The sequence below is a fragment of the Cupriavidus sp. 86D6 genome (assembly GCF_057815095.1).
Window position 1 is genome coordinate 101,180 of the sequence record NZ_JBYPSB010000016.1, and the last position, 23,902, is coordinate 125,081.

The following is a 23,902-nucleotide window of genomic DNA, read 5'->3' on the forward strand; positions in this document are numbered from 1 at the left end:
GCCATGCAAGCTTCCACGCTCGGTCCCGCCGCGGTGCGCGACCTGACGCTCGTCCCCCGTCCGCTTTCGGTGGTCGTGCTCGGTGCCGGCAAGATCGGCCGCGTGATGGCCACGATGCTGGCCAATGCCGGCGACTACCGCGTATGCCTGGTCGATCGCGACGCGCACCGGCTCGAGGGCGTGCCGCGCGGCATCGACGTACGGGCCGGCGATCCGACCGAACCCGGCACCTGCGCGGCGCTGCTGGCCGGAGCCGATGCCGTGATGAACGCGCTGCCGTTCCATGCCGCCATCCCGGTGGCCACGGTGGCCGCGCGCCTGGGCGTGCATTACTTCGACCTGACCGAGGACGTGGCGGCCACCCATGCCATCCGCGCGCTGGCCGGCGGCGCGCGATCAGTGCTGATGCCGCAGTGCGGGCTGGCGCCGGGCTTTATCGGGGTGGTCGGGCACGACCTCGCGCAACGCTTTCTGCGCGGCGGCGGTGAACTACACGACCTGCGCATGCGCGTGGGCGCGCTGCCGCGCTACCCCAGCAACGCGCTCAAGTACAACCTGACGTGGAGCACCGAGGGGCTGATCAACGAATACTGCAATCCGTGCGAGGCCATCGTGGACGGCCGCCGCGTGGAACTGCCCGCGCTGGAGGGGCACGAGTCCTTCGCACTGGACGGCGTCGAGTACGAAGCCTTTAATACCTCTGGAGGGCTGGGCACGCTGCCCGATACGCTGGCCGGACGCGCGCGCCAGGTCGATTACAAGTCGATCCGCTATCCCGGCCACTGTGCCCAGATGAAGCTGCTGCTGAACGACCTGCGGTTGCGCGAACGGCGCGACTGGTTGCGCGAGATCTTCGAGCACGCCATTCCGGTGACGGCGCAGGATGTGGTGGTGGTGTTTGCCAGCGCCACCGGTCATCCGCCCGGCGCGCGCGGCGACGGCGGGCGCGGGCCGCTGACGCAGGCATCGTTCTCCGCGCGGATCGGCGGCATGGACGATTTCGCCGGCATTGGCCATGTCAATGCGATCCAGCTGACCACGGCGGCCGGTATCTGCACCGCGCTGGATCTGGTGGCCACCGGGGTGCTGCCGCAGTCCGGATTCGTGAAACAGGAAGCCATGCCGCTCGACAGCTTTCTGGCCAACCGCTTCGGCCAGCATTACGCGCGGCACCCTCTTCAGGAGACGCTCGCATGAAAGCGCAGGAATTTGCCGATTGCTGGCAGGCGATGGGCCTGCCGTTGCCATGGCGCTCGACGGGTGCCGCCGCGGCGGGCACGCTGGACGTGCGTTCGCCGATCGACGGCGAGGTGTTCGGCCAGGTGCCGGTGAGCTCGCCGGCCGATGCCGACGCCCGCATCGCCCGCGCCCGCACGGCGCAGAGCGTCTGGGCGCTGATGCCGGCGCCGGCGCGCGGCGAGGTGGTACGCCGCCTGGGCGAGGCGCTGCGTGTCCACAAGGTGGCGCTGGGCCGGCTGGTGTCGCTGGAGACCGGCAAGATCCTGCAGGAAGGGCTGGGCGAAGTGCAGGAGATGATCGATATCTGCGACTTTGCCGTGGGTTTGTCGCGCCAGTTGCACGGGCTGACGATTGCCTCCGAGCGGCCCGCGCATGCCATGCGCGAGACCTGGCATCCGTACGGGCTGTGCGGCGTGATCTCCGCGTTCAACTTCCCGGTGGCGGTGTGGGCCTGGAATGCCGCGCTGGCGCTGGTGTGTGGCAATGGCGTGGTGTGGAAGCCTTCGGAAAAGACGCCGCTGTGCGCGCTGGCCGTGCAGGGGCTGCTCGACCGGGTGTTCGACGACCATGCGCCGCAGCTTGCGGGGCTGTGCTGTGTGCTGACCGGCGGGCGCCAGCTGGGGCAGGCACTGGTGCAGCATCCTTCGGTGCGGTTGATGAGCGCGACCGGCTCCACGCGCATGGGCCGCGAAGTCGGCATGGCCTGCGCCGCGCACTTCAAGCGCGCCATCCTGGAGCTGGGGGGCAACAACGCGGCGATCGTCGCGCCTTCGGCCAACCTGGAACTGACCATCCGCGCGATGACGTTCGCGGCGGCGGGTACGGCCGGGCAGCGTTGCACCACGTTGCGCCGCGCGTTCGTGCACGCGGACAGGATCGAGGCCGTGACGCAGCGTCTGCGCCAGGTGTATGCGCGCCTGCCGGTGGGCGATCCGCTGCAGGACGGCACGCTGGTCGGGCCGTTGATCGATGCGCCGGCTGGCGACGCCATGGCCAATGCGCTGGCCAGTTGCCGCGCGCAGGGCAACGTCGTGCATGGCGGCGAGCGGCTGCTGGCCGACCGCTTCCCGCGCGCCTGCTACGTGCGGCCGGCGCTGGTGCTGACCGACACCCAGCATGACACGATGCTGACCGAGACCTTCGCGCCCATCCTCTACCTGATGCCGTACACATCGCTGGACGAAGCCATCGCGCTGAACAACGCGGCATCGCATGGCCTGTCGTCGTGCATCTTTACCGAGTCGTTGCGCGAGGCGGAGGTGTTCCTGTCGGCGGCGGGCAGCGACTGCGGCATCGCCAACGTCAACATCGGCACCAGTGGGGCGGAGATCGGCGGCGCGTTCGGCGGCGAAAAGGCGACGGGCGGCGGCCGGGAGTCGGGTTCCGACGCGTGGAAGGGCTATATGCGCCGTGCCACCAATACGATCAACTACGGCGACACCCTGCCGCTGGCACAGGGCATTCGCTTCGACGTCTGAAACGGCATGCCGCTTACATGCATGAAGACGTTGCGAATCGTAACAAGGGTTACAGCGCCTTGACGCTGTATTACCAGACGCACCCGTATAACGTTCTTGAGGACAGCGCATTGAGATGACGCAATGCCTGGGACAAAAAGGACGTTGTGATGAGAACGAAAGCGATTGTGTTGGGTCTGGCAGTGACTGGCGCGGCCATGCTTGGCGGCTGCGCGGTATATCCCACGCCGTACGGGCCAGAGGTCGGCCCGGCCCCGGTCGCGGTAGCGCCCGCGCCGGTGTACGTGGCCCCGCCGGCCGTGGTGGTGCGGCCATCGTATGGCTACTACGGTGGCGGGTACTACGGTGGCTATTACGGGCGCCGGTACCGGCACTGGTAAGCCGTTGGAAAGGTTGGCAAGAGAGAACTCCCTTGCTTAGTCGCTCGCGCCGCTGTTCAGCCCGCCCCATCCCGGCGCGAGCGTTTCACCGATGTCGCGCAGGTCCACCAGGTCGAGCACGCGGCCGACGGTATGGTCGACCAGCTCGGCGATGCTTTGCGGCTTCTGATAGAACCCCGGCACTGGCGGAAATACGATGCCGCCCATCTCGGTGACGGCGGTCATGTTGCGCAGGTGGGCCAGGTTCAGCGGGGTTTCACGCACCATCAGCACCAGCTTGCGGCGTTCCTTGAGCGTGACGTCGGCCGCGCGGGTGATGAGGTTGTCCGAGAGGCCGTGGGCCACGGCGGCCAGTGTGCGCATCGAGCACGGCGCCACGATCATCGCGTGGGCACGGAACGATCCGCTGGCAATGGTGGCGCCGATATCGCGCACGTTGTGAACCACATCGGCCAGCGCCTCGACTTCCGCGCGGCCGATGTCGAGTTCGTGCTGCAGGTTCATGATGCCGGCCGGCGACATCAGCAGGTGGGTTTCCACGCCGCGCACATCGCGCAGCACCTGTAGCAGCCGGACGCCGTAGACGGCGCCCGTGGCACCCGTGATGGCGACGATCAGCCGTTGCGGCACGCCGCCCTGATTCACAGGCATGGCAGTTCCAGACAGGCTCAGGCCTTCAGCAGCGATTGCAGTTCGCCGTTCTGGTACATCTCCATCATGATGTCCGAGCCGCCGACGAACTCGCCGTTCACGTACAGCTGCGGAATGGTCGGCCAGCTTGCGTATTCCTTGATGCCCTGGCGGATGGCGTCGTCTTCGAGCACGTTGACCGTGGTCGGCGCGTCAACGCCGCAGGCCTTCAGGATCTGGATCGCACGGCCCGAGAAACCGCACATCGGAAACTGGGCGGTGCCCTTCATGAACAGCACGACGGGGCTGCCCTTCACGATCTGGTCGATCTTCTGTTGTACGTCACTCATGATGAAAACGGTCCGGTTGCATGGGGATCAGCGGATTTTACCGGAATCGGGCTCCGGCATCAGATAGGGGTATCAGCCAGGCGTCAGCCCGGCAGCCGGCCGCCGCTGCAGCGTTCGTTGCCGCCCAGGTCGCGTGCCGTGAACACCTCGGCAAAACCCGCGCTGGTCAGCAGGTGGCGGGTGGCGTAGCCCTGGTCGTAGCCGTGCTCCATGAGCAGCCAGCCCTGTGGCAGCAGCCGCTGCGTGGCGCCGGCGACGATGGCCCGCAGGTCGGCCAGGCCGTCCTCGTGATCGGTCAGCGCGTCGATCGGCTCGAAGCGCAGGTCGCCTTCGGCCAGGTGCGGGTCGCCCGCCGCGATATAGGGCGGATTGCTGACGATGAGATGAAACCGCTGCCCGGGCGGCAGCGCGTGATACCAGTCGGACACCAGGAAGCGGATATTGTCCGCCTGCAGCGCACGGGCGTTGTCCTGCGCCACCATCAGGGCGCCGGGCGAGATGTCGGTGGCCCAGACTTCGGCGTCGGGCCGCTCGCGGGCGATGGTCACGGCCAGGATGCCCGAGCCGGTGCCCATGTCCAGCACGCGCGGCGCGTGGATGCCGGCCAGGCGGGCCAGCGATGCCTCGGCCGCCACTTCGGTGTCGGGGCGCGGAATCAGCACATCGGGCGTGACCCGGAACGTGCGGCCGAAGAATTCGCGTTCGCCCAGCAGGTACGCCATCGGCACCCCGGTCAGCCGCCGCGCCAGCAACGTGGAAAATGCATCACGTTGTGCATCGTTGAGATGGTCCTGGTCGCGGGTGATCAACTGCGTGCGCGTGAGCCCGGTAACGTGGGACAGCAGCATGCGTGCCTCCAGCGCCGGCAGGCCGGCCATGGCGGCAAGCGTTTGCGCTTCGCGCAGGGTGGGCGTGGACGGCAGGGGCGGAAAATCGCCCGGAGGATTCGAGGACATCGGCGGTGCGTCTGGACAATCGGCGGCCGGCTCGCAAAAAACCCCGTCGGACCTGGGCCTGACGGGGTTTTCGCGTGGCTCTGCTTCAGGCGCCTAGTGTAAGCCCATTCGGGGCCGGCTTCCGCGCGCGCCTGCGTAGGGCTATTACTTGTTGACGGCGTCCTTGGCCTTGTCGGCCGTGGTGTTGACGGCGTCCTTGGTGGCTTCCTTGGCGTGGGCCATGGCATTGCCGGCGTCCTGGCGGGCCTTGTCGGCGGCGGCCGAGACATCCGAGGCCACGCCGCTGGCGGCGGCCTTGGCGGCGTCGGCGGCATTTGCAGCGGCAGCGGCGGCGTCGCTGGCAGCGGCCTTGGCCGATTCGGCGGCGCTCTGCATGGCGGTGTCAGCGTTGGTTTGCGGGGCCTCTTCCTTCTTGCCGCAGGCGGCAACGGAAATGGCGGCGGTAAGCATCAGCACGGCGAGCAGCTTGTTCATGATTTCGTCCTTGTGTGTCTGTTGGAGGAGTGACATCCACCCAGACTTCGATGCCCCCAACGCGCCGATCTCAGCAAAGTGACGTATTGGGGTGGTCTGGTCGAAATCGATTATAGACAGCGCGTTTTTACAAGCCAGTGCTGTTTCAAGCATTTACCTAGGTTACAAACTTCGGGGACGCCCGCTCCGGTCAGGCATCGTCGCCCAGCGCCGCCAGCTGGTCGGCCTGGTGTTCGGCGGCCAGCGATCCCAGCAGTTCGTCGAGGTCGCCGTCCATGATCATGTCGATCTTGTACAGCGTCAGGTTGATGCGATGGTCGGTCACCCGGCCCTGCGGGAAGTTGTACGTGCGGATGCGGTCGCTGCGGTCGCCCGAGCCGATCAGGTTGCGCCGCGTGCTGGCTTCCTTGGCCTGCGCGGCACGCATCTGGCCGTCCTTGATGCGCGCGGCCAGCACCTTCATGGCTTTTTCCTTGTTGCGGTGCTGGCTGCGATCGTCCTGGCACTCCACCACGATGCCGGTGGGCAGGTGGGTCAGGCGCACGGCGGAGTCGGTCTTGTTCACGTGCTGGCCGCCCGCGCCCGACGCGCGGAACGTATCGACCCGCAGGTCTGACGGGTTGATCTCGACCTCGCCCACTTCGTCGGCCTCGGGCATCACGGCCACGGTGCAGGCCGACGTATGGATGCGGCCCTGCGCTTCGGTGGCCGGCACGCGCTGCACGCGATGGCCGCCCGACTCGAACTTGAGCTTCGAGAACGCGGCATCGCCGGCAATGCGCACGATCACTTCCTTGTAGCCGCCCAGGTCGGACGCGGATTCGCTCATGACTTCCACCTGCCAGCGCCGGCGTTCCGCATAGCGCGTGTACATGCGCAGCAGGTCGGCCGCGAACAGCGCGCTTTCCTCGCCGCCGGTGCCGGCGCGGATTTCGAGCAGCAGGTTGCGGTCGTCGTTGGGGTCCCGGGGCAGCAGCAGCGTCTGCAGCGACGTTTCCAGCGCTTCGAGCCGGTCGCGCGCGGCGGCGATCTCGTCGGCGGCAAAGTCCTTCATCTCGGGATCGTCCAGCAGCGCCTGCGCGGTGGCCAGGTCGTCCTGCGCCTGGCGATACTGCGCGTACTGCTCGGCCACCGGCGACAGTTCGGCATGTTCGCGCGACAGCTTGCGGTACTGGTCCATGTCTGCCGTGGCCGTTTCGCTGGCGAGCAGGGCGTTGACTTCGTCGAGTCGCTCGGCCAGCTGGTCGAGCTTGTGGAGCATGCTGGGTTTCATCGGTAGCGGAATCGGGAGGCTGGGGGCCGCGGTGGCGTGGCCACGGCGCGGATCGGCGGGCGGATGCCCGGCGGCGCCGGCGGACGCCAGCGCGGGATGGACAACGCGGCTAGCGTTCCGAGTGACTGCTGTGGCGGAACAGGCCCGGCACCAGGCGCAGCAGCGCCTCGCGGTCTTCGCCCTGGGTGTGGTTCAGCGCGTGCGTGGGACCGTGCAGGAACTTGCGGGTCAGCGCGCCCGAGAGGGCTTCGAGCACGGCGGCCGGATCGTCGCCACGCGCCAGCATGCGGCGCGCGCGCTGCATTTCGGCCTGGCGGATGGCTTCGCCGCTGGCCTGCAGGTCGCGGATCACGGGCACGACGCTGCGCGTTTCGATCCAGTGCATGAAGTGCTGCACGCGCGATTCGATGATGGCCTCGGCCTGGGCCACGGCGGCCTGGCGCATCGCGTTGCCCTCGCGCACCACGGCGCCCAGGTCATCGACGGTATAGAGGAACACGTCGTTCAGGCGCGCCACTTCGGGTTCGACGTCGCGCGGCACGGCCAGATCGACCATCATGATCGGGCGGTGCTTGCGGCGCTTGACCGCGCGCTCCACCGCACCCAGGCCGATGATCGGCAGCGAGCTTGCGGTGCATGACACGACGATGTCGAATTCGTGCAGGCGCTCGCCCAGGTCCTGCAGGCGGATGGCCTGCGTGGTCAGGCCCTGCCCGGCCAGCTGCTCGGCCAGCTTCTCGCCGCGTTCCACGGTGCGGTTGGCCACCACCACCTGGCGCGGCTTCTGCGCGGCGAAGTGCGTGGCGCACAGCTCGATCATCTCGCCGGCGCCGATGAACAGCACGCGCTGCGTCGACACACTTTCGAAAATCCGCTGGGCCAGGCGCACGGCGGCGGCCGCCATCGATACGGAGTGCGCGCCGATCTCGGTCTGGCCGCGCACTTCCTTGGCCACCGCGAACGTGCGCTGGAACAGCTGGTTCAGGTAGGTGCCCAGCGCGCCGGCTTCGCCAGCGGTACGCACCGCGTCCTTGAGCTGCCCCAGAATCTGGGTTTCGCCCAGCACCATCGAATCGAGCCCGCTGGCCACGCGGAAGGCATGGCGCACGGCTTCGGACTGGGGCAGGGCGTACAAATGCGGCGCCAGATCCCCCGCGGGCACGTTGTGATGCTGGGCCAGCCAGCGCAGCGTGTGCTCGAAGCCTTCCTGACCCGGCTGCAGCACATCGGTGGCGCAGTAGATCTCGGTACGGTTGCAGGTGGAAAGAATGGCGGCCTCGGTGCCGTTGCGCCCAGCCAGGTGGGTGCGCAGCGCGCCGAGTGCGGGTTTGATCTGCTCAAGCGGAAACGCCACACGCTCGCGGAGCGAGACGGGTGCCGTGGTGTGATTGATACCGATCGCGAGCAGTTGCATTTGTGGGGTTGGATTGCCATCCGGAACGGTGCCGGAAGCGGTGGTCATTATACCGCCCCGTTACAAAGTTGCAGGGAACCCCGAGCGGCGCCGGCCACGTGCAGTATCGTTACGACACATCCACTTTTGCTGTGGATCAAAAGACAGGGGAGTTGTCATGTTGGGACTGGCAGTGGTGGGCGCAGTAGTCGGATTCGCTGGACGGCTGCTGCACCCGGCCGGCCGCGTGGTTACGGTTCCCACCGCGCTATGGCTGGGCGTGCTGGGCGCGCTGGCGGCGTTCTACGGCGGTCGGGCCGCGCATCTGTTTACGGATGGGCAGATATTTGGATGGGCCGCCGCGATGGCCGGTGCGGCGCTGCTGGTGGCGGTCTGGGGCGTGGCCCGCCCGCGCCGGTAAGTTCAGAACGGACAAAACGGTCGGGAATCGGCGCCGGACCGATATGCCTGATCAGCCTCTTGCGTCCAGAAAGCGGCGCAGGATGGCGCTGGAGTAGTGGCTGGCCACGTCGCGCAAAAACGACGAAAAATCCACATGTGCCGTATCGTCCGCACGGTCGGACACAGTGCGCATCAATGCGTAGGGCACGCCATATTCGTGGCTGATCTGCGCCAGCGCGGCGCCTTCCATCTCCACGGCAAGCAGGCCGGGCAAGGCCTGTCGCAAATCGGCCACGGCCGCCGGCGCATTGATGAACTGGTCGCCGCTGGCAATCATGCCGACGTGCAGGCGCGGCTGATCGACGCTGAAGCGGGCCAGCACGCCATCGGGCACCTCGGTGGCCAGATCGTCGCGCAGGAAGTCTTCCGCCGCGCGGCGCAACGCAGCGGTCAGTGCGGGGTCGGCCGGGAATTCGGCCTGGTCCAGCAGAGGCACCTCGTGGCGCGGAAACAGTGGACGGGCATCCATGTCGTGCTGGACGGTGCGGTCGGCCACGACGATGTCGCCGACCCGTACGTCAGTGCCCACTCCGCCCGCAAGGCCGGTAAATACGATCTCATCAACGCCAAATTCCCGGATCAATGTGACCGTGGTGGCCGCTGCCGCCACCTTGCCGACGCGCGCCAGCACCAGCACCACGGGTTGGCCATGCAGCGTGCCGCGGTAGTAGTCGCGCATGCCGATGGTCTGCATGGTGGCACGCGCGTCTTCGTGGCGCATGGCGGCGATCAGGCCGTCGACTTCATGGTGCAGGGCGGCGAGGATGCCTAGGGTCATGGTGCTTTGAGGGGGACGGAATCGAATCGGCGCCAGCTTACCGGCGACCGGATCGATGCGGAAGCCGGCGCCGGACTGTGGGCAGTGTGCGACATTCGAACATGACAAGGGTGTTCGATTGTGTGCTGCGCAATACATGGCGTTACAATCCGTTGCGATTAATGCGATTCATTCGCATTCGTATTTCCGATAAGCAACGAGAGAGAAATCCATGTCAGTCCGCGCCCGGGGCCGCGTTCGCCGCTCGCACGTCCTTCAGATGACCACCCTTGCCCTGAGCCTGCAGGCCGCCAGCCTGGCCAACGCCCAGGAACAGGTGCCCGCCGCCGCCGAGCCGGCCCATCACAGCCTGCCCGTGGTGACGGTCAGCGGCAGCCGCGGCGAGGCGTCGCCCACGGGCCCGGTGCAGGGCTTCGTGGCCACGCGCGCCGTGACGGCCACCAAGACCGATACGCCGATCATCGAGACGCCGCAGTCGATCACGGTCATCACGCGGGACCGCATGGAGCTGCAAGGCGTGCAGTCGGTGGCGCAGGCGGTGGGCTATACGGCCGGCGTGACCACGGCCGGCTTTGCCAACGACAACCGTACCGATACGATCAAGATCCGCGGCACCGATTCCACCCAGTACCTGGACGGCCTGCTGAACGCGGTCGGCTTCTATAACAACACCCGCCCCGACCCGTACGCGCTGGAGCGCATCGAAGTGCTGAAGGGGCCGTCGGGCATGCTGTACGGCCAGGGCGCCGTGGGCGGCATCGTGAACCTGGTGTCGAAACGGCCCCAGGCCGAAGCGGCGCGCGAGATCGGCGTGAGCTTCGGCAACTACAACCGCAAGCAGATCCAGGCCGACCTGACCGGGCCGATCGATGCCGACGGCAAGTGGCTGTACCGCTTCGTGGCGATGGCCCGCGACAGCGATGCGTCGGTGGACTACGTGAAGGACAACCGCTACTTCATCGCGCCGTCGCTGACGTATCGGCCGAACGCCGACACCGAATTCACGCTGCTGGCCAATTTCCAGAAGGACGACAGCGGCACGATGATCGGCTTCTTCCCGTGGCGCGGCACGCTGATCGAGAACCCGGCCGGCCAGATTCCGCAGAACTTCTTCGTCAGCGAACCGGGATTCGACAAATACACGGCCGAGCAGCACGCCGTGGGCTACCAGTTCTCGCACCGCTTCAACGACACCTTCACGGTGCGCCAGAACCTGCGCTACGCGCACAGCACGGTGGACTATCGCAGCATCTACACCACCGGCTTCACCGGCGCCACGCACGGCTGGGTGCCGGGCAGCGACACCCTGCTGCGCCGCGTGCTCTACCTGAACCAGCCCACGCTGAACCAGTTCGCCGTCGATACCCAGGGCCAGGCGAAATTCCGCACCGGCCCGGTGGGCCATACGTTCCTGGCCGGGATGGACTACCAGAACAGCGAAAGCACGGGCCGCACCAATGCCAACGGGTCGGCCGCGCCGATCAATGTGTTCAACCCGGTCTACGGCAACTACGTGGCGCCCACGGCGTTCCGCGACCTGCCGCCGGCCAAGCAGATCCAGACCGGCGTGTACCTGCAGGACCAGATCGAATGGGACAAGTGGCTGCTGATGGTGGGGCTGCGCTACGACTGGTCGCGCGCGGCGCAGGACAACACGCCGTCGGCCTCGCGTGACGACAACGAACTGACCAAGCGATTCGGCCTGATGTACCGCTCGGACTTCGGGCTGAACCCGTATGTCAGCTATGCCGAATCGTTCCAGGGCCAGGCCGGCTTCAATGTCGACGGCACCGCGTTCAAGCCGCTGCGCGGCAAGCAGTGGGAAGCCGGTATCAAGTACCAGCCGCCGGGCAGAAACATGACGCTGACGGCGGCCGTGTTCGACATGCGCGAGGAAAACCGCAAGGTGGCCGGCGTGGTCAACGGCATGGCGGGCACGGTGCAGATCGGCGAGGCCCGCACGCGCGGCGCCGAACTGGAGGCGCTGGTGTCGCTGGGCCGGCTGGACCTGATCGCCGCCTACACGTTCCTGAACGCCAGGACGCTCGAAGGCACGGCAGCCGAGCAGGGGCAGCGGCTGGCCAGCGTGCCGGCCAACACGGCGTCGCTGTGGGCCAACTATCGCTTCAGCCTGTTCGATATCCCCGGCTTCCTGGCCGGCGCCGGCGCGCGGTACAACGGTCCGAGCACCGACGGCACGGGCAACAACAGGGTGGGCGGCTTCACGGTGTTCGACGCCGTGGTGGCCTACGATCGCGGCCCGGTGCGCGTATCGCTGAACATGAACAACGTGTTCGGCAAGCAGTACGTCTATAGCTGTATCGCACGCGGCGACTGCTTCTTCGGCACGCAGCGTTCGATCATCGGCAACGTGACCTACCGCTTCTGACAGGTCAGGTTCCGGCCCGGGGCGCCCCCGGGAGACTTCGGCGTGCCGGTTTGCTAGCATGCAGCCCATGCCGACTCTTCGGGGGATCGCCGGTTGGAAACCTTTACGTCTCGCCGCACCATCCAGCAGGCGCTGGCCGACTGGCGCGCCCAGGGCCGCCTTGGCGCCGCCGACCTGCTGGCCGCCTGGGGGCCCACGCTGCCCCGCCGCGCCCACTGGCATGACTGGCTGGACCGCGCGCTGCTGATCCTCGGCACGGCGCTGCTGTGCGCGGGCGTCATCGTCTTCTTCGCCTTCAACTGGGCGTCACTTCATAAATTCTCCAAATTTGGACTGCTGGCGGGGCTGCTGACCGTGCTGGCCGGGTTTGCCGCCTGGCGCCCGGCAGGCGACATGGCGGGCCGGGCCGCGCTGGGCGGTGCGCAGATGGTGTCCGGTGTGCTGATGGCCGTGATCGGGCAGACGTACCAGACCGGCGCCGATGCCTGGCAGCTGTTCGCGCTGTGGACGCTGCTGGCCGTGCCCTGGGCACTGGCGGCGCGCGCGGCGCCGCACTGGTGGATCGTGCTGGTGATCGGCAACGTGGCGCTGCTGCGGTTCTGCAGCGTGCGGCTGGGCATCGGGGGCATGTTCGAACTGCTATTCTCGGCCCGCTTCGCACGCGAAACGATGATGTTCCTGCTCGGGACGTCGATCGTGCAACTGGCGGTCTGGTACGTGCTGGCCGGCCGGGCGGGGCGCTGGGGCTTCGTGGGCGCCACCGGCCCCCGGCTGCTGGGCCTGCTGGCCTGCGGCTATGCGGCATGGGTGGGACTGATGAGCGTGCTGACCGGCCAAGTGAATGCCACGGGGCTGCTGGTCAGCGCGGTGGCGCTGGTGGGCCTGGCCGCCTGGTTCCGCTGGCGCGCGTTCGACATCGTGGTGCTGAGCGTGGTGTGCCTGACCGGCATCGGCGTGATCGTCTCGGCGGTGGGCCGCTGGCTGGCCGACTTCCACGGCGATTTCGGCGCCTTCCTGCTGCTGGCGCTGCTGACCATTGGCCTGGCCGTGGCGGCCGCCACGTGGCTGCTGCGCGCCTGGCGCGAGACATCGGGGAGCCCGGCATGAGTCAGCATCCGATCGACCGCATCGATCCGACCGAACAGACCGAACGCGGGCTCTGGAACCAGCTGGCCGCGCGCGGCACGGTGCAGGGCGACTATGCGACGACCTTGCGCACGCCGTGGCCGATCCGCCTGCTGATGGGCGGCGCGGGCTGGCTGGGGGCGCTGTTCTTCCAGATATTCCTGGTCGGCACCGTGTTTGCCACCACGCGCGGCAACGGCCCGGCCATGGCCGTCACGGGCATGGTGATGATCGGCATCGCCGTCGCCCTGTACCGCGTGACCAGCCGCGAAAGCGGCCGCATCGCGCTGGGGCAGTTTGCGCTGGCGCTGAGCCTGGGCGGCCAGGGCATGGTCATCGCCGGCGTGGGCGAGGCGATGGGCTTCGGGCGATTCCTTGAAACGGCGCCGTTCTGGCTGGGTGTCGCCCTGTTTGAAGCGGTGCTGTTCGTGCTGGTGCCCGACCGTCTGCACCGCTTTCTGGCGGTGCTTGCCTTGTGGCTGGCGCTGGCCATTGCCGCATGCGTGGCATTGGGCGACCTGATCGCGCCGCGCTGGACCGCCATTCCGATGGCGCTCGGGCCGATGACGGCGCTGGCATTTGCCGCGCTGCTGGCCTTCGTCATGCACGAGGACCGGCTTGCGGCGGCGGGGCGCCTGCAGATGGCCGGGCCGGCCGCCGATGCCACCCTGCTGATGGCGCTGCTGGGCGCGCTGGTGGTGACCGGCTTTGCGCATCCGGCCGACCTGGTCTTCGGCGTCGACACGCCATGGCGCGCGCAGGGCGGCTGGCTGGCCGGCGCGCTGCTTGGCGCGGCACTGGTGGCCATGACGCTGCTGGAGTGCCGGCGGCTGGCGTGCAGCACGCCGGCTGGCGTGGCGACGGTGGCGGTGGCCGTCGCGTTCAGCGCCTTGATGGTGTACGCGCCTGCCGTGACGGCCGGTGCGCTGGCACTGGCCATGGCGCTGCGGCGCGGTTCGCTGCCGTGGTTGGGACTGGCCATCGCCACGGTGCTGATCGGCTTTGTCTGGTACTACAGCACGCTACAGTGGACGCTGCTGGCCAAGTCCGCCACGCTGGTGGCCGCCGGCGCGCTGCTGCTGGCCGCCCGCGCGGCGCTTGGCCGTATCGCCAACACGGAGGCCGTGGCATGAAACGCTGGATCATCGTGGGATGGCTGCTGGCGGTTGGGGTCGCCCTGGCGGGCATCGTCGGCAAGGAGCGGCTGCTGGCACGCGGCGATGTGGTCTACCTGCGGCTGGCGCCGGTGGACCCGCGCTCGCTGATGCAGGGCGACTACATGGCGCTGAATTTCTCGATCGCCAACGAGGTGCGCGTGGCGCATGGCACGGCGCAGACCCGGCTGGCACGCGAGGAAGTCATCGTGATCCGCCGCGACGCGCGCAATGAAGGCCACTTCGCCCGCCTGCACAAGGGCGAGCCGCTGGCCGCCGACGAGCGCCTGCTGCGTGTGCAGAACGTGCCCGCGCGCTGGGGCGGCACCGGCGTGCAGGTGTCGACGGACGCGTGGTTCTTCCAGGAAGGCCAGGCGGAACGCTATGCCAAGGCGAAATTCGGAGAATTCCGAGTCGATGCCGATGGGCAGGCGTTGCTGGTGGGGATGCGGGACGAGGGGCTGCGCGGCATGTAGCCGGGCACCGGGCCGCTGCAATGAAAAATCGCCCGCAACCTTCACGGCTGCGGGCGATTCTGGTGGGCTGCCGGCAGGGGAGAAAGGCTCCCCGCGCGGCTTAGACGTTGAACAGGAAGTTCATCACGTCGCCGTCCTGCACCACGTATTCCTTGCCTTCGGCGCGCATCTTGCCGGCTTCCTTGGCGCCCGTTTCGCCCTTGTACTGGATGTAGTCGGCGTAGGCGATGGTCTGGGCGCGAATGAAGCCGCGTTCGAAGTCGGTGTGGATCACGCCGGCGGCCTTCGGGGCGGTGTCGCCCACGTGGATCGTCCAGGCGCGCACTTCCTTCACGCCAGCCGTGAAGTACGTCTGCAGGCCCAGCAGCGTGAAGCCGGCGCGGATCACGCGGTCCAGGCCCGGTTCTTCCATGCCCAGGTCGGCCAGGAACTCGGCCTTGTCGGCGTCGTCCAGGTCGGCGATCTCGGCCTCGATGGCGGCGCAGACGGCCACCACCGGCGAACCGGTGGCCTTGGCGTATTCGCGCACGGCGTCCAGGTGCGGGTTGTTCTCGAAGCCGTCTTCACGCACGTTGGCCACGTACATGGTGGGCTTGGCGGTGATCAGGCAGAACGGGCGCAGGGCTTGCCACTCTTCCGGCGACAGGTCCAGCGTGCGCACGGCCTTGGCCTGGTCCAGCACGGCCTGCGATTTTTCCAGCACGGCCACCAGGCGCTGGGCTTCCTTGTCGCCAGCGCGGGCCGGCTTGATATAGCGCGCCAGCGCCTTCTCGACGGTGGCCAGGTCGGCCAGCGCCAGTTCGGTGTTGATGACTTCGATGTCCGACAGCGGATCGACCTTGCCCGCCACGTGGATCACGTTGTCGTCCTCGAAGCAGCGCACCACATGCGTGATGGCGTCGGTTTCGCGGATGTTGGCCAAGAACTGGTTGCCAAGGCCTTCACCCTTGGACGCGCCGGCCACCAGGCCCGCGATATCGACGAACTCGACCGTCGCCGGCAGGATGCGCTCGGGCTTGACGATCTCCGCCAGCTTGGCCAGCCGCGGATCCGGCACTTCCACCACGCCCACGTTGGGCTCGATGGTGCAGAACGGATAGTTCTCGGCGGCGATGCCGGCCTTGGTCAGGGCATTGAACAGCGTGGACTTGCCGACGTTGGGCAGGCCGACGATGCCGCATTTGAGGCTCATGGGAAACCTTTAACAATCAATGGGTTGCAGTGCGTCTGACGCGCGGCGGGCGGTCGGGCGAACGACCTGCGACAAGCCGGGGCAGAGTGGGCGAGGCGGGACAGGACCAGCGGATCGGGGCGTTGCTCGACGATCCGTGCCGGGTGCTGCCGCCGGAAAAACCGCCATTGTACCCCTGCGGGACGCCGCGCTGGCGCGGGCGCGCCTGTGTGGCCCGGCGTCGCGCGGCCAATGCCGCACCCGTCACGTCGCTATAATCCAGCCATGTCCGGACCTGCCGTGCCGGCGCCCAGCGCCGCCGCCCCATCGATGTCGTCGAATCCTTCTTCCCGCTTCCAGATCGCCGTGGTCGGCGGTGGCATTGTCGGCAAGGCCTGTGCGCTGCTGCTGGCGCAACAGGGCATGCAAGTGGCGCTGGTGGCGCCGCGCCCCGCCGGCGACACCGCGCGCACCGGCGACGATGACTGGGACAGCCGCATCTACGCGTTCTCGGCCAGTTCGCAGGCGCTGCTGGAACGGCTGCGGGTCTGGGAGGCGCTGGACCCGGCGCGCGTGCAGCCGGTGCGCGACATGCGCATCTATGGCGACGAAAGCGCCTGCGAGAGCGATCCCTCGCCGCATGGCGACCTCCATTTCTCGGCGTATGCCGCCGCCGTGCCGCAACTGGCCTGGATCATCGAATCGGGCCATGTCGAGCGTGTGCTCGATACCGCGCTGCGCTTCCAGCACCAGGTGAAACGGTTCGACGACACGGCCGGGCAGCTGGAGCGCGACATCGACGGTGTGACGCTCACGCTGGCCAGCGGCGAGCGCGTGCGCGCCAACTGCCTGGTGGGCGCCGACGGCGCGCGGTCGTGGGTGCGCCAGCAATGCCATATCGGCACCACGCAGCGGCGCTACCGCCAGCTGGGCGTGGTCGCCAATTTCCGCTGCGAACTGCCGCATCAGGAAACGGCCTGGCAGTGGTTCCTGGGCTGCCCCGAAAAGCTGATGGCCGACGAGGAGTCAGCCAATGGCGAGATCCTGGCCATGCTGCCGCTGCCCGGCAACCGGGTGTCGATGGTGTGGTCGGCCGAAGAGGCCCATGCGCGGGACTTGCTGGCGCTGTCGCCCGAAGCCCTGGCCGCCACCGTGGCCCAGGTGGCCAGCGGCGCTGTGGGCGCCCGGTTCGGCGCGCTGCGCTGCATCACGCCGGCGCAGGGTTTTCCGCTGGTGCTGCAGCGGGCAGATCACTTTGCCCAGCCGCATGTGGTGCTGGTGGGCGATGCGGCGCACGTGGTGCATCCGCTGGCCGGGCAGGGCATGAACCTGGGCCTGCGCGACGTGGTGGAACTTGGGCGGGTGATGGCCGACAAAGAGTCGTTCCGCCATGAAGGCGACTTGCGCCTGCTGCGCCGCTACGAGCGGGCCCGCGCCACTGACCTGCTGTCGCTGACGGCGGCCACGGACGGCCTGCACCGGCTGTTTTCGCTACCCGGCACGCCTGCCCGGGTGGTGCGCAACCTGGGCATTCGCGCGGTGGGCAGCCAGGGGCTGCTCAAGCGGTTCCTGATCGGCCGCGCGCTCGGGTAGCCCGGCCGGCCCGGGGCACCGGGATACCCCGGGTCCCGGAACGCGCGACAATCTCTCCATCGGCGCGCCGAATGCGGCCAATCACGCATTCGGCGATTTACCGATGACATGCAAAGCCGGCACACTGACCGGCATATCGTTACCTGGAGTCAATATGTTGCAACTGTTCCGCCGCCGATCCGCACGCGTTGCCGCGATCGCCGCCTTTGCCAGCGGCGTGGCCGCAGCGGGCTATGCCGTCCACGCGCTGGCCGCGGACGAACCGGGCACGGACAAGATCCGGCAGTCCATCCAGAAGATGCTGGGCGGCCGTGCCGAGGTGAAGAGCGTGACCCGCGCGCCCGTGCCGGGCCTGTACGAGGTCAACGTCGGCGGCCAGCTGGTCTACACGGACTCCACCGGCCGCTACATCCTCAACGGCGAACTGATCGACACCAAGACCAATACCAACCTGACCGAAGAGCGGCTGGCCGAGATCAACAAGATCAAGTGGTCGGACCTGCCGCTGACGCGCGCCATCAAGTGGACCAAGGGCGACGGCAGCCGGACCGTGGCCGTGTTCTCCGATCCGAACTGCGGGTACTGCAAGAAGATCGAGCAGACGTTCCAGCAGATGGACAACATCACCGTCTACACCTTCCTGTACCCGGTGCTGTCGCCGGACTCGTCGGTCAAGGCCAAACAGGTCTGGTGCGCGGCGGACCGTACCAAGGTGTGGCGCGACTGGATGCTGAACCACGTGGCGCTGGTGGGTAACGGCAGCTGCAAGACGCCGATCGACGACAACCTGGCGCTGGGCCAGAGCCTGAATATCTCGGGCACGCCGGCGGTGTTCTTTACCGACGGCACGCGTATCCCGGGCGCGGCGGACGCCGCCACGCTCGAACGCAAGCTCGCAAGCCTCAAGAAATAACGACGACGCCGGACCCCAGCCGGCTGTCAGGAACGGCCGGCACTGTCCGGCCGTTTTTTATTGCCGGATGCCCCTGTCCGGACGCCCCTTTTGTCCATCCACAAGAAAACGGGAGACGCCATCATGACCTTCCAGGCTTTGCTGCTGACCCAGGCCGACGACAAATCCACGCAGGCGCAGATCGCCCAGCTTGACGAAAGCCAGTTGCCCGAGGACGGCAACGTGCTGGTGGCCGTCGACTATTCCACGATCAACTTCAAGGACGGCCTGGCGATCACGGGCCGCTCGCCCGTGGTGCGCAAGTGGCCGATGGTGGCCGGCATCGACGGCGCGGGCACGGTGCTCGATTCCAGCGATCCGCGCTGGAAGACCGGCGACCGCGTGGTGCTGAACGGCTACGGCGTGGGCGAGACGCACTGGGGCTGCCTGGCCCAGCGCGCGCGGCTCAAGGGCGAATGGCTCGTGAAGCTGCCCGACGCCTTCACCACGCGCCAGGCCATGGCCATCGGCACGGCTGGCTATACGGCCATGTTGTCGGTGCTGGCGCTGGAGCGCGGCGGCGTGAACGGCCCGGTGCGGCCCGGCGATGGCGACGTGCTGGTGACCGGCGCGTCGGGCGGCGTGGGGTCGGTGGCGATCGCCATCCTGTCGAAGCTCGGATATCGCGTGACGGCCTCGACGGGCAAGTCGTCGGAAGCCGATTTCCTGCGCGCACTCGGTGCCGCCGACGTGATCGACCGCGCCGAACTGGGCGTGCCCGGCAAGCCGCTGCAGAAGGAACGCTGGGCAGCCGTGGTGGATTCGGTGGGCTCGCACACGCTGGTCAATGCCTGCGCCCAGGTGCGCTACGGCGGCGTGGTCACGGCGTGTGGGCTGGCGCAGGGCATGGATTTTCCGGCATCGGTGGCGCCGTTCATCCTGCGCGGCGTGACGCTGGCCGGCATCGACAGCGTGATGGCCGCGATGCCGCTGCGCGAGACGGCGTGGAAGCGGCTGGCGCAAGACCTGGCGCCCGACCGGCTGCAGGCCATCACGCGCGAGATCCGTCTGGGCGAGGCCATCGAGGCGGGCCGCAAGATCATGGAGGGCGGCATGCGCGGGCGCGTGGTGGTCGATGTGAACGGCTGACGCGCGGCTCGGAGATATCGCACGTCCCGGATGGTCCGGGGCGTGACGCTACAATCGTGACCATGACGCCGATCCGCTACGCCATCGCCCCGCTTCAACCCGAAGCCCACCTGTTCGCCGTGACCGTGACGGTGGACGTTCCCGACCCGGCCGGCCAGGTCTTCACGCTGCCCGCGTGGATTCCGGGCAGCTACATGATCAGAGACTTCGCACGCAACATCGTCCGCATCCGCGCCGACGCGGGCCGCGTGCGCGTGCCGCTGACCAAGCTCGACAAGCAGACCTGGCAGGCCGCCCCGGTGCCAGCCCAGGCCGGCCCGCTGACGCTGAGCTACGAGGTCTACGCGTGGGACCTGTCGGTGCGCAGCGCGCACCTGGACACCACCCATGGGTTCTACAACGGCAGCTCTGTGTTCCTGCGCGTGGTGGGACAGGACGCGCATCCGTGCACGGTCGATATCCATCCGCCCGCGGGCGAGGCCTATGCCGGCTGGCGCGTGGCCACGTCGCTGCCCGAGGCCCGCGGCCCGGGCGGTGCGCGCCGCTACGGGTTCGGGCGTTACCAGGCGGCCGACTACGACGAGCTGATCGACCATCCCGTGGAGATGGGCACGTTTGCGCTGGGCACCTTCCGCGCCTGCGGCGCGCAGCACGACGTGGTGTTCACGGGCCGCGTGCCGCAGCTGGACATGGCGCGCATCTGCCGCGACCTGAAGCAGATCTGCGAAGCGCAGATCAGGCTGTTCGAGCCGCGTTCGGCTCGCGCGCCGTTCCTGGACAGCAATCGCCGCTACGTCTTCATGACGATGGTCACCACCGACGGCTACGGCGGCCTGGAGCACCGCGCCAGCACGGCGCTGATGTGCGCGCGCAACGACCTGCCCGTGCGCGGCAACAGCGAGACCAGCGAGGGGTATCGCACCTTCCTGGGGCTGTGCAGCCACGAGTACTTCCACACCTGGAACGTCAAGCGCATCAAGCCGGCGGCATACGTGCCGTACGACCTGACGCAGGAAACCTACACCCCGCTTCTGTGGCTGTTCGAGGGCTTCACCAGCTACTACGACGACCTGATCCTGGTGCGCACCGGGCTGGTCTCGGCGCAGCAGTACGTGGACATGCTGGCCAAGACCTGGAACGGCGTGCTGCGCGGCAACGGCCGCACCAAGCAGAGCGTGGCCGAAAGCGCCTTCGATGCCTGGACGAAATACTATCGCCAGGACGAGAACGCACCGAATGCCATCGTCAGCTATTACACCAAGGGGTCGCTGGTGGCGCTGGCGCTGGACCTGACCATTCGCGCAAAGACACGCGGCCGCCGGTCGCTGGACGACATCATGCGCGCGCTGTGGCAACGCTATGGCCGCGACTTCTACGCGCCGGGCGCCAACCAGCGCGGCGTGACCGAAGCCGAGGTGCATGCGTTGTTCGACGACGTGACCGGGCTGCGCCTGGGCCGGCTGCTGCGTGCGCTGACCGAAGGGACCGACGAGATCGGCCTGCCGGCGCTGTTGCGCGACTTCGGCATCGTGGCCGAGCCGCAGAAGCCGAACGGCAGCGCCGCGCTGGGCATCAAGACCCGTACCGATGACGGCTGGGTGCGCGTGAGCCAGGTGCTCGATGGCGGCGCGGGCCAGCGGGCCGGCGTGTCGGCGGGCGACCTGATCGCGGCCGTGGACGGCCTGCGCGTGGCGCCTGGCCAGCTCGACAAGCTGCTGTCGCGCTACCGCCCGGGCGACCGGGCCGAGCTGCACGTATTCCGGCGCGACGAACTGCAGGTGCTGCCGGTGACACTGGCGCGCGAGCCGGCGGCGCAGTACAAGGTCAAGCTGGAACCGGGCAAGCATGCGGGGCGAGCGCGCTGGCTGGGCCAGTAACCTGCCTGTCACGGCGCCGTGGCCACCATGGTGACGGCGCCCGCCCCCCGGCTGCCCCCAATTTATCCGTCTTTGCCCGGCCTCTGGCCTCCGCCCCATGGAATACGCGCACGACCCCCGCACGTTCCTGTTTTCGCATTACATCTACCGTGGCCTGCGGTCGGCCACGGGCGTGATCGGCCTGACACTGATCGCGATGCAGTTCATGGACCTGCCCAGCGCCATGGTGGTGTCGGTGGGTGCGCTCTGCACGAGCCTGATGGACCTGCCCAGCCCGTTGCCGCACAAGTTCAACGAAATGCTGGCCAGCGTGCTGCTGTGTACGGCGGTCACCGCGCTGGTGGCGCTGGCCACGCCGTTTCCGCGCGTGATGCCGTTCGTGCTGGTGCTGGTGACGTTCCTGGCCGGCATGATGACGGTCTACGGCAACAAGACCATGCCGCTGCAGTTCTCGATGCTGTTCGTCATGACGCTGACGATCAACGAGGAATTCGTGGTGCGCAAGGCGCTGGAGCACTCGGCGCTGTTCGGCGCGGGCGCGCTGGGCTACCTGCTGTATGCGATGACCGTCAGCTGGATCACGGAGCGCCGCACGCGCCAGCAGATTCTGGCCGAATCCCTATACGAGATGGCCGGCTACCTGGAGATCAAGGCGGCCTTTTACGACGCCGGCACCGACTACGACGAGCAGTTCAACCGGCTGGTGCGTCAGCAGATCGTGGTGGCCGAGCGCCAGCAGGCCGCCCGCGACATGGTGCTGCGCGGCAACAAGACGCCGCATGACGGGCTGCTGGTGCAGGTGCACCTGCGCATGCTCGACCTCTACGAATACCTGCTGTCGACCAACACCGACTACGCGCTGCTGCGCCAGACCTTCGGCGGCACGCCGGTGCTGGACGGGCTGCGCCGGCTGGTGCTGGGCCTGTGCAAGGATCTGGAGGAAATCGCCTACGACGTCACGCGCGGCCGGCCTTCGTACAGCGCGTTCGACTATCGTGCGGACCTGCGCAAGGTGGAAGAGGAGATCGATCAGCTGCGCCATCACCATGTATCTCCGGCCGCGATGAACGCGCTGCGCGACACACTGGAGATGATTCGCGGCGCCATCACGCTGGTGGGCCAGCTGCACGAGGCATCGCGCACGCCGGTCGAGCCGGCCAAGGTGCTGCCGGGCTCGGACATGACGCCGTTCCTGACACGGCAGAAGTACGAATTCGGCGTGGTGCGCGACAACCTGCACTGGCGCTCGCCCGCCTTCCGCTTTGCGCTGCGCATCACGATGGCGGTGGCGGTGGGCCTGTGGCTGGGCGACCGGCTGCCGTATGCGTCGCACAGCTACTGGATTTTGCTGACCATCGTCGTGATCCTGAAGCCGAACTTCAGCATGACCAAGCAGCGATACAACGACCGCCTGATCGGTACGCTGATCGGCTGCATCGTCAGCGTGGGCATCCTGCGCTGGGTCCACGAGCCGCTGTTGCTGATCGGCATCCTGTACCTGGCCCTGGTGGCCAGCGCCGCGTTCGTGCAGATCAAGTATCGCTATACGGCCATTGCCGCCTGCATCCAGGTGCTTATCCAGATCAACCTGCTGATGCCGGGCAGCCAGACCGTGGTGGGCGAGCGGCTGGTGGACACGGTGATCGGCGGCATCATCGCGTCGATTTTCAGCTTTGTGCTACCTAGCTGGGAGTACCGGGCGATCCCGAAGCTGGTGGAGAACGTGCTGCAGGCCAATCGCCGCTATATCGCGGCCACACGCGACCTGCTGACGCGCAAGGCCAAGGACGACTTTGCCTATCGCGTGCAGCGCAAGCAGTTCATGGACAACCTGTCGGCGCTGATCGGGTCGTTCCAGCGCATGCTCGACGAGCCGCGCAGCCGGCATCGTGCCGTGGACAACCTGAGCCGCTTCATCGTGCAGAACTACCTGGTGGCGGCCCACGTGGCGGCGGCGCGTATCCAGGTGCGGCAGCACTTCGGCGACATGGACGTGCCGGCGGCCGAGGCGGCGATCGAGCAGGCCACCGATGCCGCGCTGCGTTCGCTGACGCTGGCCAGCGAACGTCTGGCGGGCGAGGAGCGGCACGGCCCGCGTGGCGCGGGCTTTATCCGTACGCCTGCCGAGACGGCGGTGGCAGGGGTGGGGCTGGTGCATGAGGCCGCGCCGGCATCGGCCGGGGCCGGGTTGCCCGCGCCGGCGCAGGAGGCGTCGGACGACGAAGCCAGCGAGCGCCGCGCCCGCATCGCCGATTCGGCGGACAAGCGCAAGGCCGACGTGCTGGCCCAGGCCGCCGCAGCCGGAGAGATCGGCGCCAACGAACCGCTGCAGAAGACGCAGGACCAGCACGCGGCTACGTCGGCCAGCGCATCGGGCCGCGCCGCAAATGCGCTGCTGGAACGTCGCCTGCGCGCGCTGCGCGAGGACGCGGCCAAGATCGCGCTGCGGACCGGCGCGATCGGCCGCGCGATCCGGGTGCCGCTGAAGACTTGAGGAGTTCGGCTGCCGCGACGGTTTGCTCTCCTGAAGATTCGCGCCGCGACGGTTTTCTCTCCCGAAGATTCGCTGCCGCGACGGTTTTCTTCCCAAGATTTGCTGCCGCGACGGTTTGCTCCCCTCTCCCGCGCGCGGGAGAGGGGCGGGGGAGAGGGCAGGCGCATGG

21 protein-coding genes are annotated in these 23,902 nt (G+C 68.0%); 13 read left to right on the top strand and 8 right to left on the bottom strand.

Annotated features, from left to right (window positions below):
• Positions 1 to 3 precede the first annotated feature (3 nt).
• The 3 genes from AC3G88_RS25300 to AC3G88_RS25310 all read left to right on the top strand — a co-directional run bounded on the left by AC3G88_RS25300 (position 4) and on the right by AC3G88_RS25310 (position 3,097).
• Complete coding sequence (locus AC3G88_RS25300; protein WP_488774042.1) at positions 4 to 1,197, top strand: saccharopine dehydrogenase family protein; 1,194 nt, start codon at positions 4 to 6, stop codon at positions 1,195 to 1,197.
• Complete coding sequence (gene amaB, locus AC3G88_RS25305) at positions 1,194 to 2,717, top strand: L-piperidine-6-carboxylate dehydrogenase (protein WP_488774043.1); 1,524 nt, start codon at positions 1,194 to 1,196, stop codon at positions 2,715 to 2,717. Before AC3G88_RS25300 ends, amaB begins: the two co-directional genes overlap by 4 nt.
• 149 nt (positions 2,718 to 2,866) lie before the next feature.
• Positions 2,867 to 3,097 carry a hypothetical protein gene (locus tag AC3G88_RS25310; RefSeq protein ID WP_488774044.1) on the top strand — a complete coding sequence of 77 codons (231 nt, stop codon included), beginning with the start codon at positions 2,867 to 2,869 and terminating at the stop codon, positions 3,095 to 3,097.
• Positions 3,098 to 3,133: 36 nt separating this feature from the next.
• Here the strand turns inward: AC3G88_RS25310 and AC3G88_RS25315 are convergent, their stop codons facing one another.
• The 6 genes from AC3G88_RS25315 to hemA form a co-directional block, all read right to left on the bottom strand.
• Positions 3,134 to 3,748, bottom strand: a complete 615-nt coding sequence (locus AC3G88_RS25315) for a UbiX family flavin prenyltransferase (RefSeq protein ID WP_488774045.1) — start codon at positions 3,746 to 3,748, stop codon at positions 3,134 to 3,136.
• Positions 3,749 to 3,765: 17 nt separating this feature from the next.
• On the bottom strand, positions 3,766 to 4,077 hold the full coding sequence (grxD, locus tag AC3G88_RS25320) for a Grx4 family monothiol glutaredoxin (protein ID WP_153949151.1): 312 nt from the start codon (positions 4,075 to 4,077) through the stop codon (positions 3,766 to 3,768).
• Positions 4,078 to 4,160: 83 nt separating this feature from the next.
• Entirely contained in the window at positions 4,161 to 5,033 is an 873-nt protein-coding gene (gene prmC / locus AC3G88_RS25325; protein ID WP_488774046.1) for a peptide chain release factor N(5)-glutamine methyltransferase, read from the bottom strand.
• A gap of 144 nt (positions 5,034 to 5,177) precedes the next feature.
• Complete coding sequence (locus AC3G88_RS25330) at positions 5,178 to 5,507, bottom strand: hypothetical protein (protein ID WP_400393550.1); 330 nt, start codon at positions 5,505 to 5,507, stop codon at positions 5,178 to 5,180.
• 190 nt (positions 5,508 to 5,697) lie between these two features.
• Complete coding sequence (gene prfA / locus AC3G88_RS25335; RefSeq protein ID WP_488774047.1) at positions 5,698 to 6,780, bottom strand: peptide chain release factor 1; 1,083 nt, start codon at positions 6,778 to 6,780, stop codon at positions 5,698 to 5,700.
• 109 nt (positions 6,781 to 6,889) lie between these two features.
• On the bottom strand, positions 6,890 to 8,194 hold the full coding sequence (gene hemA, locus AC3G88_RS25340) for a glutamyl-tRNA reductase (protein WP_488774048.1): 1,305 nt from the start codon (positions 8,192 to 8,194) through the stop codon (positions 6,890 to 6,892).
• 157 nt (positions 8,195 to 8,351) lie between these two features.
• Here hemA and AC3G88_RS25345 point away from each other — a divergent pair, with 157 nt between their 5' ends.
• Positions 8,352 to 8,594, top strand: coding sequence for a hypothetical protein (locus AC3G88_RS25345; RefSeq protein ID WP_488774049.1), 243 nt, complete (start codon positions 8,352 to 8,354; stop codon positions 8,592 to 8,594).
• A 51-nt stretch (positions 8,595 to 8,645) separates the two neighbouring features.
• Here AC3G88_RS25345 and AC3G88_RS25350 read toward each other — a convergent pair whose 3' ends face one another.
• The gene (locus AC3G88_RS25350; RefSeq protein WP_488774050.1) at positions 8,646 to 9,413 is read right to left on the bottom strand and encodes a 5'-methylthioadenosine/adenosylhomocysteine nucleosidase; all 768 of its coding nucleotides are present in this window, start codon (positions 9,411 to 9,413) and stop codon (positions 8,646 to 8,648) included.
• 259 nt (positions 9,414 to 9,672) lie between these two features.
• Here AC3G88_RS25350 and AC3G88_RS25355 point away from each other — a divergent pair, with 259 nt between their 5' ends.
• The 4 genes from AC3G88_RS25355 (at position 9,673) to AC3G88_RS25370 (ending at position 14,557) form a co-directional block, all read left to right on the top strand.
• Positions 9,673 to 11,802 carry a TonB-dependent siderophore receptor gene (locus tag AC3G88_RS25355; RefSeq protein WP_488774051.1) on the top strand — a complete coding sequence of 710 codons (2,130 nt, stop codon included), beginning with the start codon at positions 9,673 to 9,675 and terminating at the stop codon, positions 11,800 to 11,802.
• 93 nt (positions 11,803 to 11,895) lie between these two features.
• Entirely contained in the window at positions 11,896 to 12,909 is a 1,014-nt protein-coding gene (locus AC3G88_RS25360) for a DUF2157 domain-containing protein (protein WP_488774052.1), read from the top strand.
• Positions 12,906 to 14,060 (top strand): DUF4401 domain-containing protein, encoded by a 1,155-nt coding sequence (locus tag AC3G88_RS25365; RefSeq protein WP_488774053.1) that lies wholly within the window; start codon positions 12,906 to 12,908, stop codon positions 14,058 to 14,060. The genes AC3G88_RS25360 and AC3G88_RS25365 overlap by 4 nt, the downstream gene beginning before the upstream one ends.
• Positions 14,057 to 14,557, top strand: a complete 501-nt coding sequence (locus tag AC3G88_RS25370) for a GDYXXLXY domain-containing protein (RefSeq protein WP_488774054.1) — start codon at positions 14,057 to 14,059, stop codon at positions 14,555 to 14,557. The genes AC3G88_RS25365 and AC3G88_RS25370 overlap by 4 nt, the downstream gene beginning before the upstream one ends.
• A 100-nt stretch (positions 14,558 to 14,657) precedes the next feature.
• Here AC3G88_RS25370 and ychF read toward each other — a convergent pair whose 3' ends face one another.
• Entirely contained in the window at positions 14,658 to 15,749 is a 1,092-nt protein-coding gene (gene ychF / locus AC3G88_RS25375) for a redox-regulated ATPase YchF (protein WP_488774055.1), read from the bottom strand.
• Between the two features lie 264 nt (positions 15,750 to 16,013).
• Here ychF and AC3G88_RS25380 point away from each other — a divergent pair, with 264 nt between their 5' ends.
• The 5 genes from AC3G88_RS25380 (at position 16,014) to AC3G88_RS25400 (ending at position 23,733) form a co-directional block, all read left to right on the top strand.
• Positions 16,014 to 17,321, top strand: a complete 1,308-nt coding sequence (locus tag AC3G88_RS25380) for a UbiH/UbiF family hydroxylase (protein WP_400393297.1) — start codon at positions 16,014 to 16,016, stop codon at positions 17,319 to 17,321.
• Positions 17,322 to 17,475: 154 nt separating this feature from the next.
• On the top strand, positions 17,476 to 18,234 hold the full coding sequence (locus tag AC3G88_RS25385; RefSeq protein ID WP_488774056.1) for a DsbC family protein: 759 nt from the start codon (positions 17,476 to 17,478) through the stop codon (positions 18,232 to 18,234).
• 123 nt (positions 18,235 to 18,357) lie between these two features.
• Positions 18,358 to 19,362, top strand: a complete 1,005-nt coding sequence (gene acuI, locus AC3G88_RS25390) for an acrylyl-CoA reductase (NADPH) (protein ID WP_488774057.1) — start codon at positions 18,358 to 18,360, stop codon at positions 19,360 to 19,362.
• A 62-nt stretch (positions 19,363 to 19,424) separates the two neighbouring features.
• Positions 19,425 to 21,239 (top strand): M61 family metallopeptidase, encoded by a 1,815-nt coding sequence (locus AC3G88_RS25395; protein ID WP_488774063.1) that lies wholly within the window; start codon positions 19,425 to 19,427, stop codon positions 21,237 to 21,239.
• Between the two features lie 97 nt (positions 21,240 to 21,336).
• Positions 21,337 to 23,733 (top strand): FUSC family protein, encoded by a 2,397-nt coding sequence (locus AC3G88_RS25400; RefSeq protein WP_488774058.1) that lies wholly within the window; start codon positions 21,337 to 21,339, stop codon positions 23,731 to 23,733.
• Positions 23,734 to 23,902: the final 169 nt, after the last annotated feature.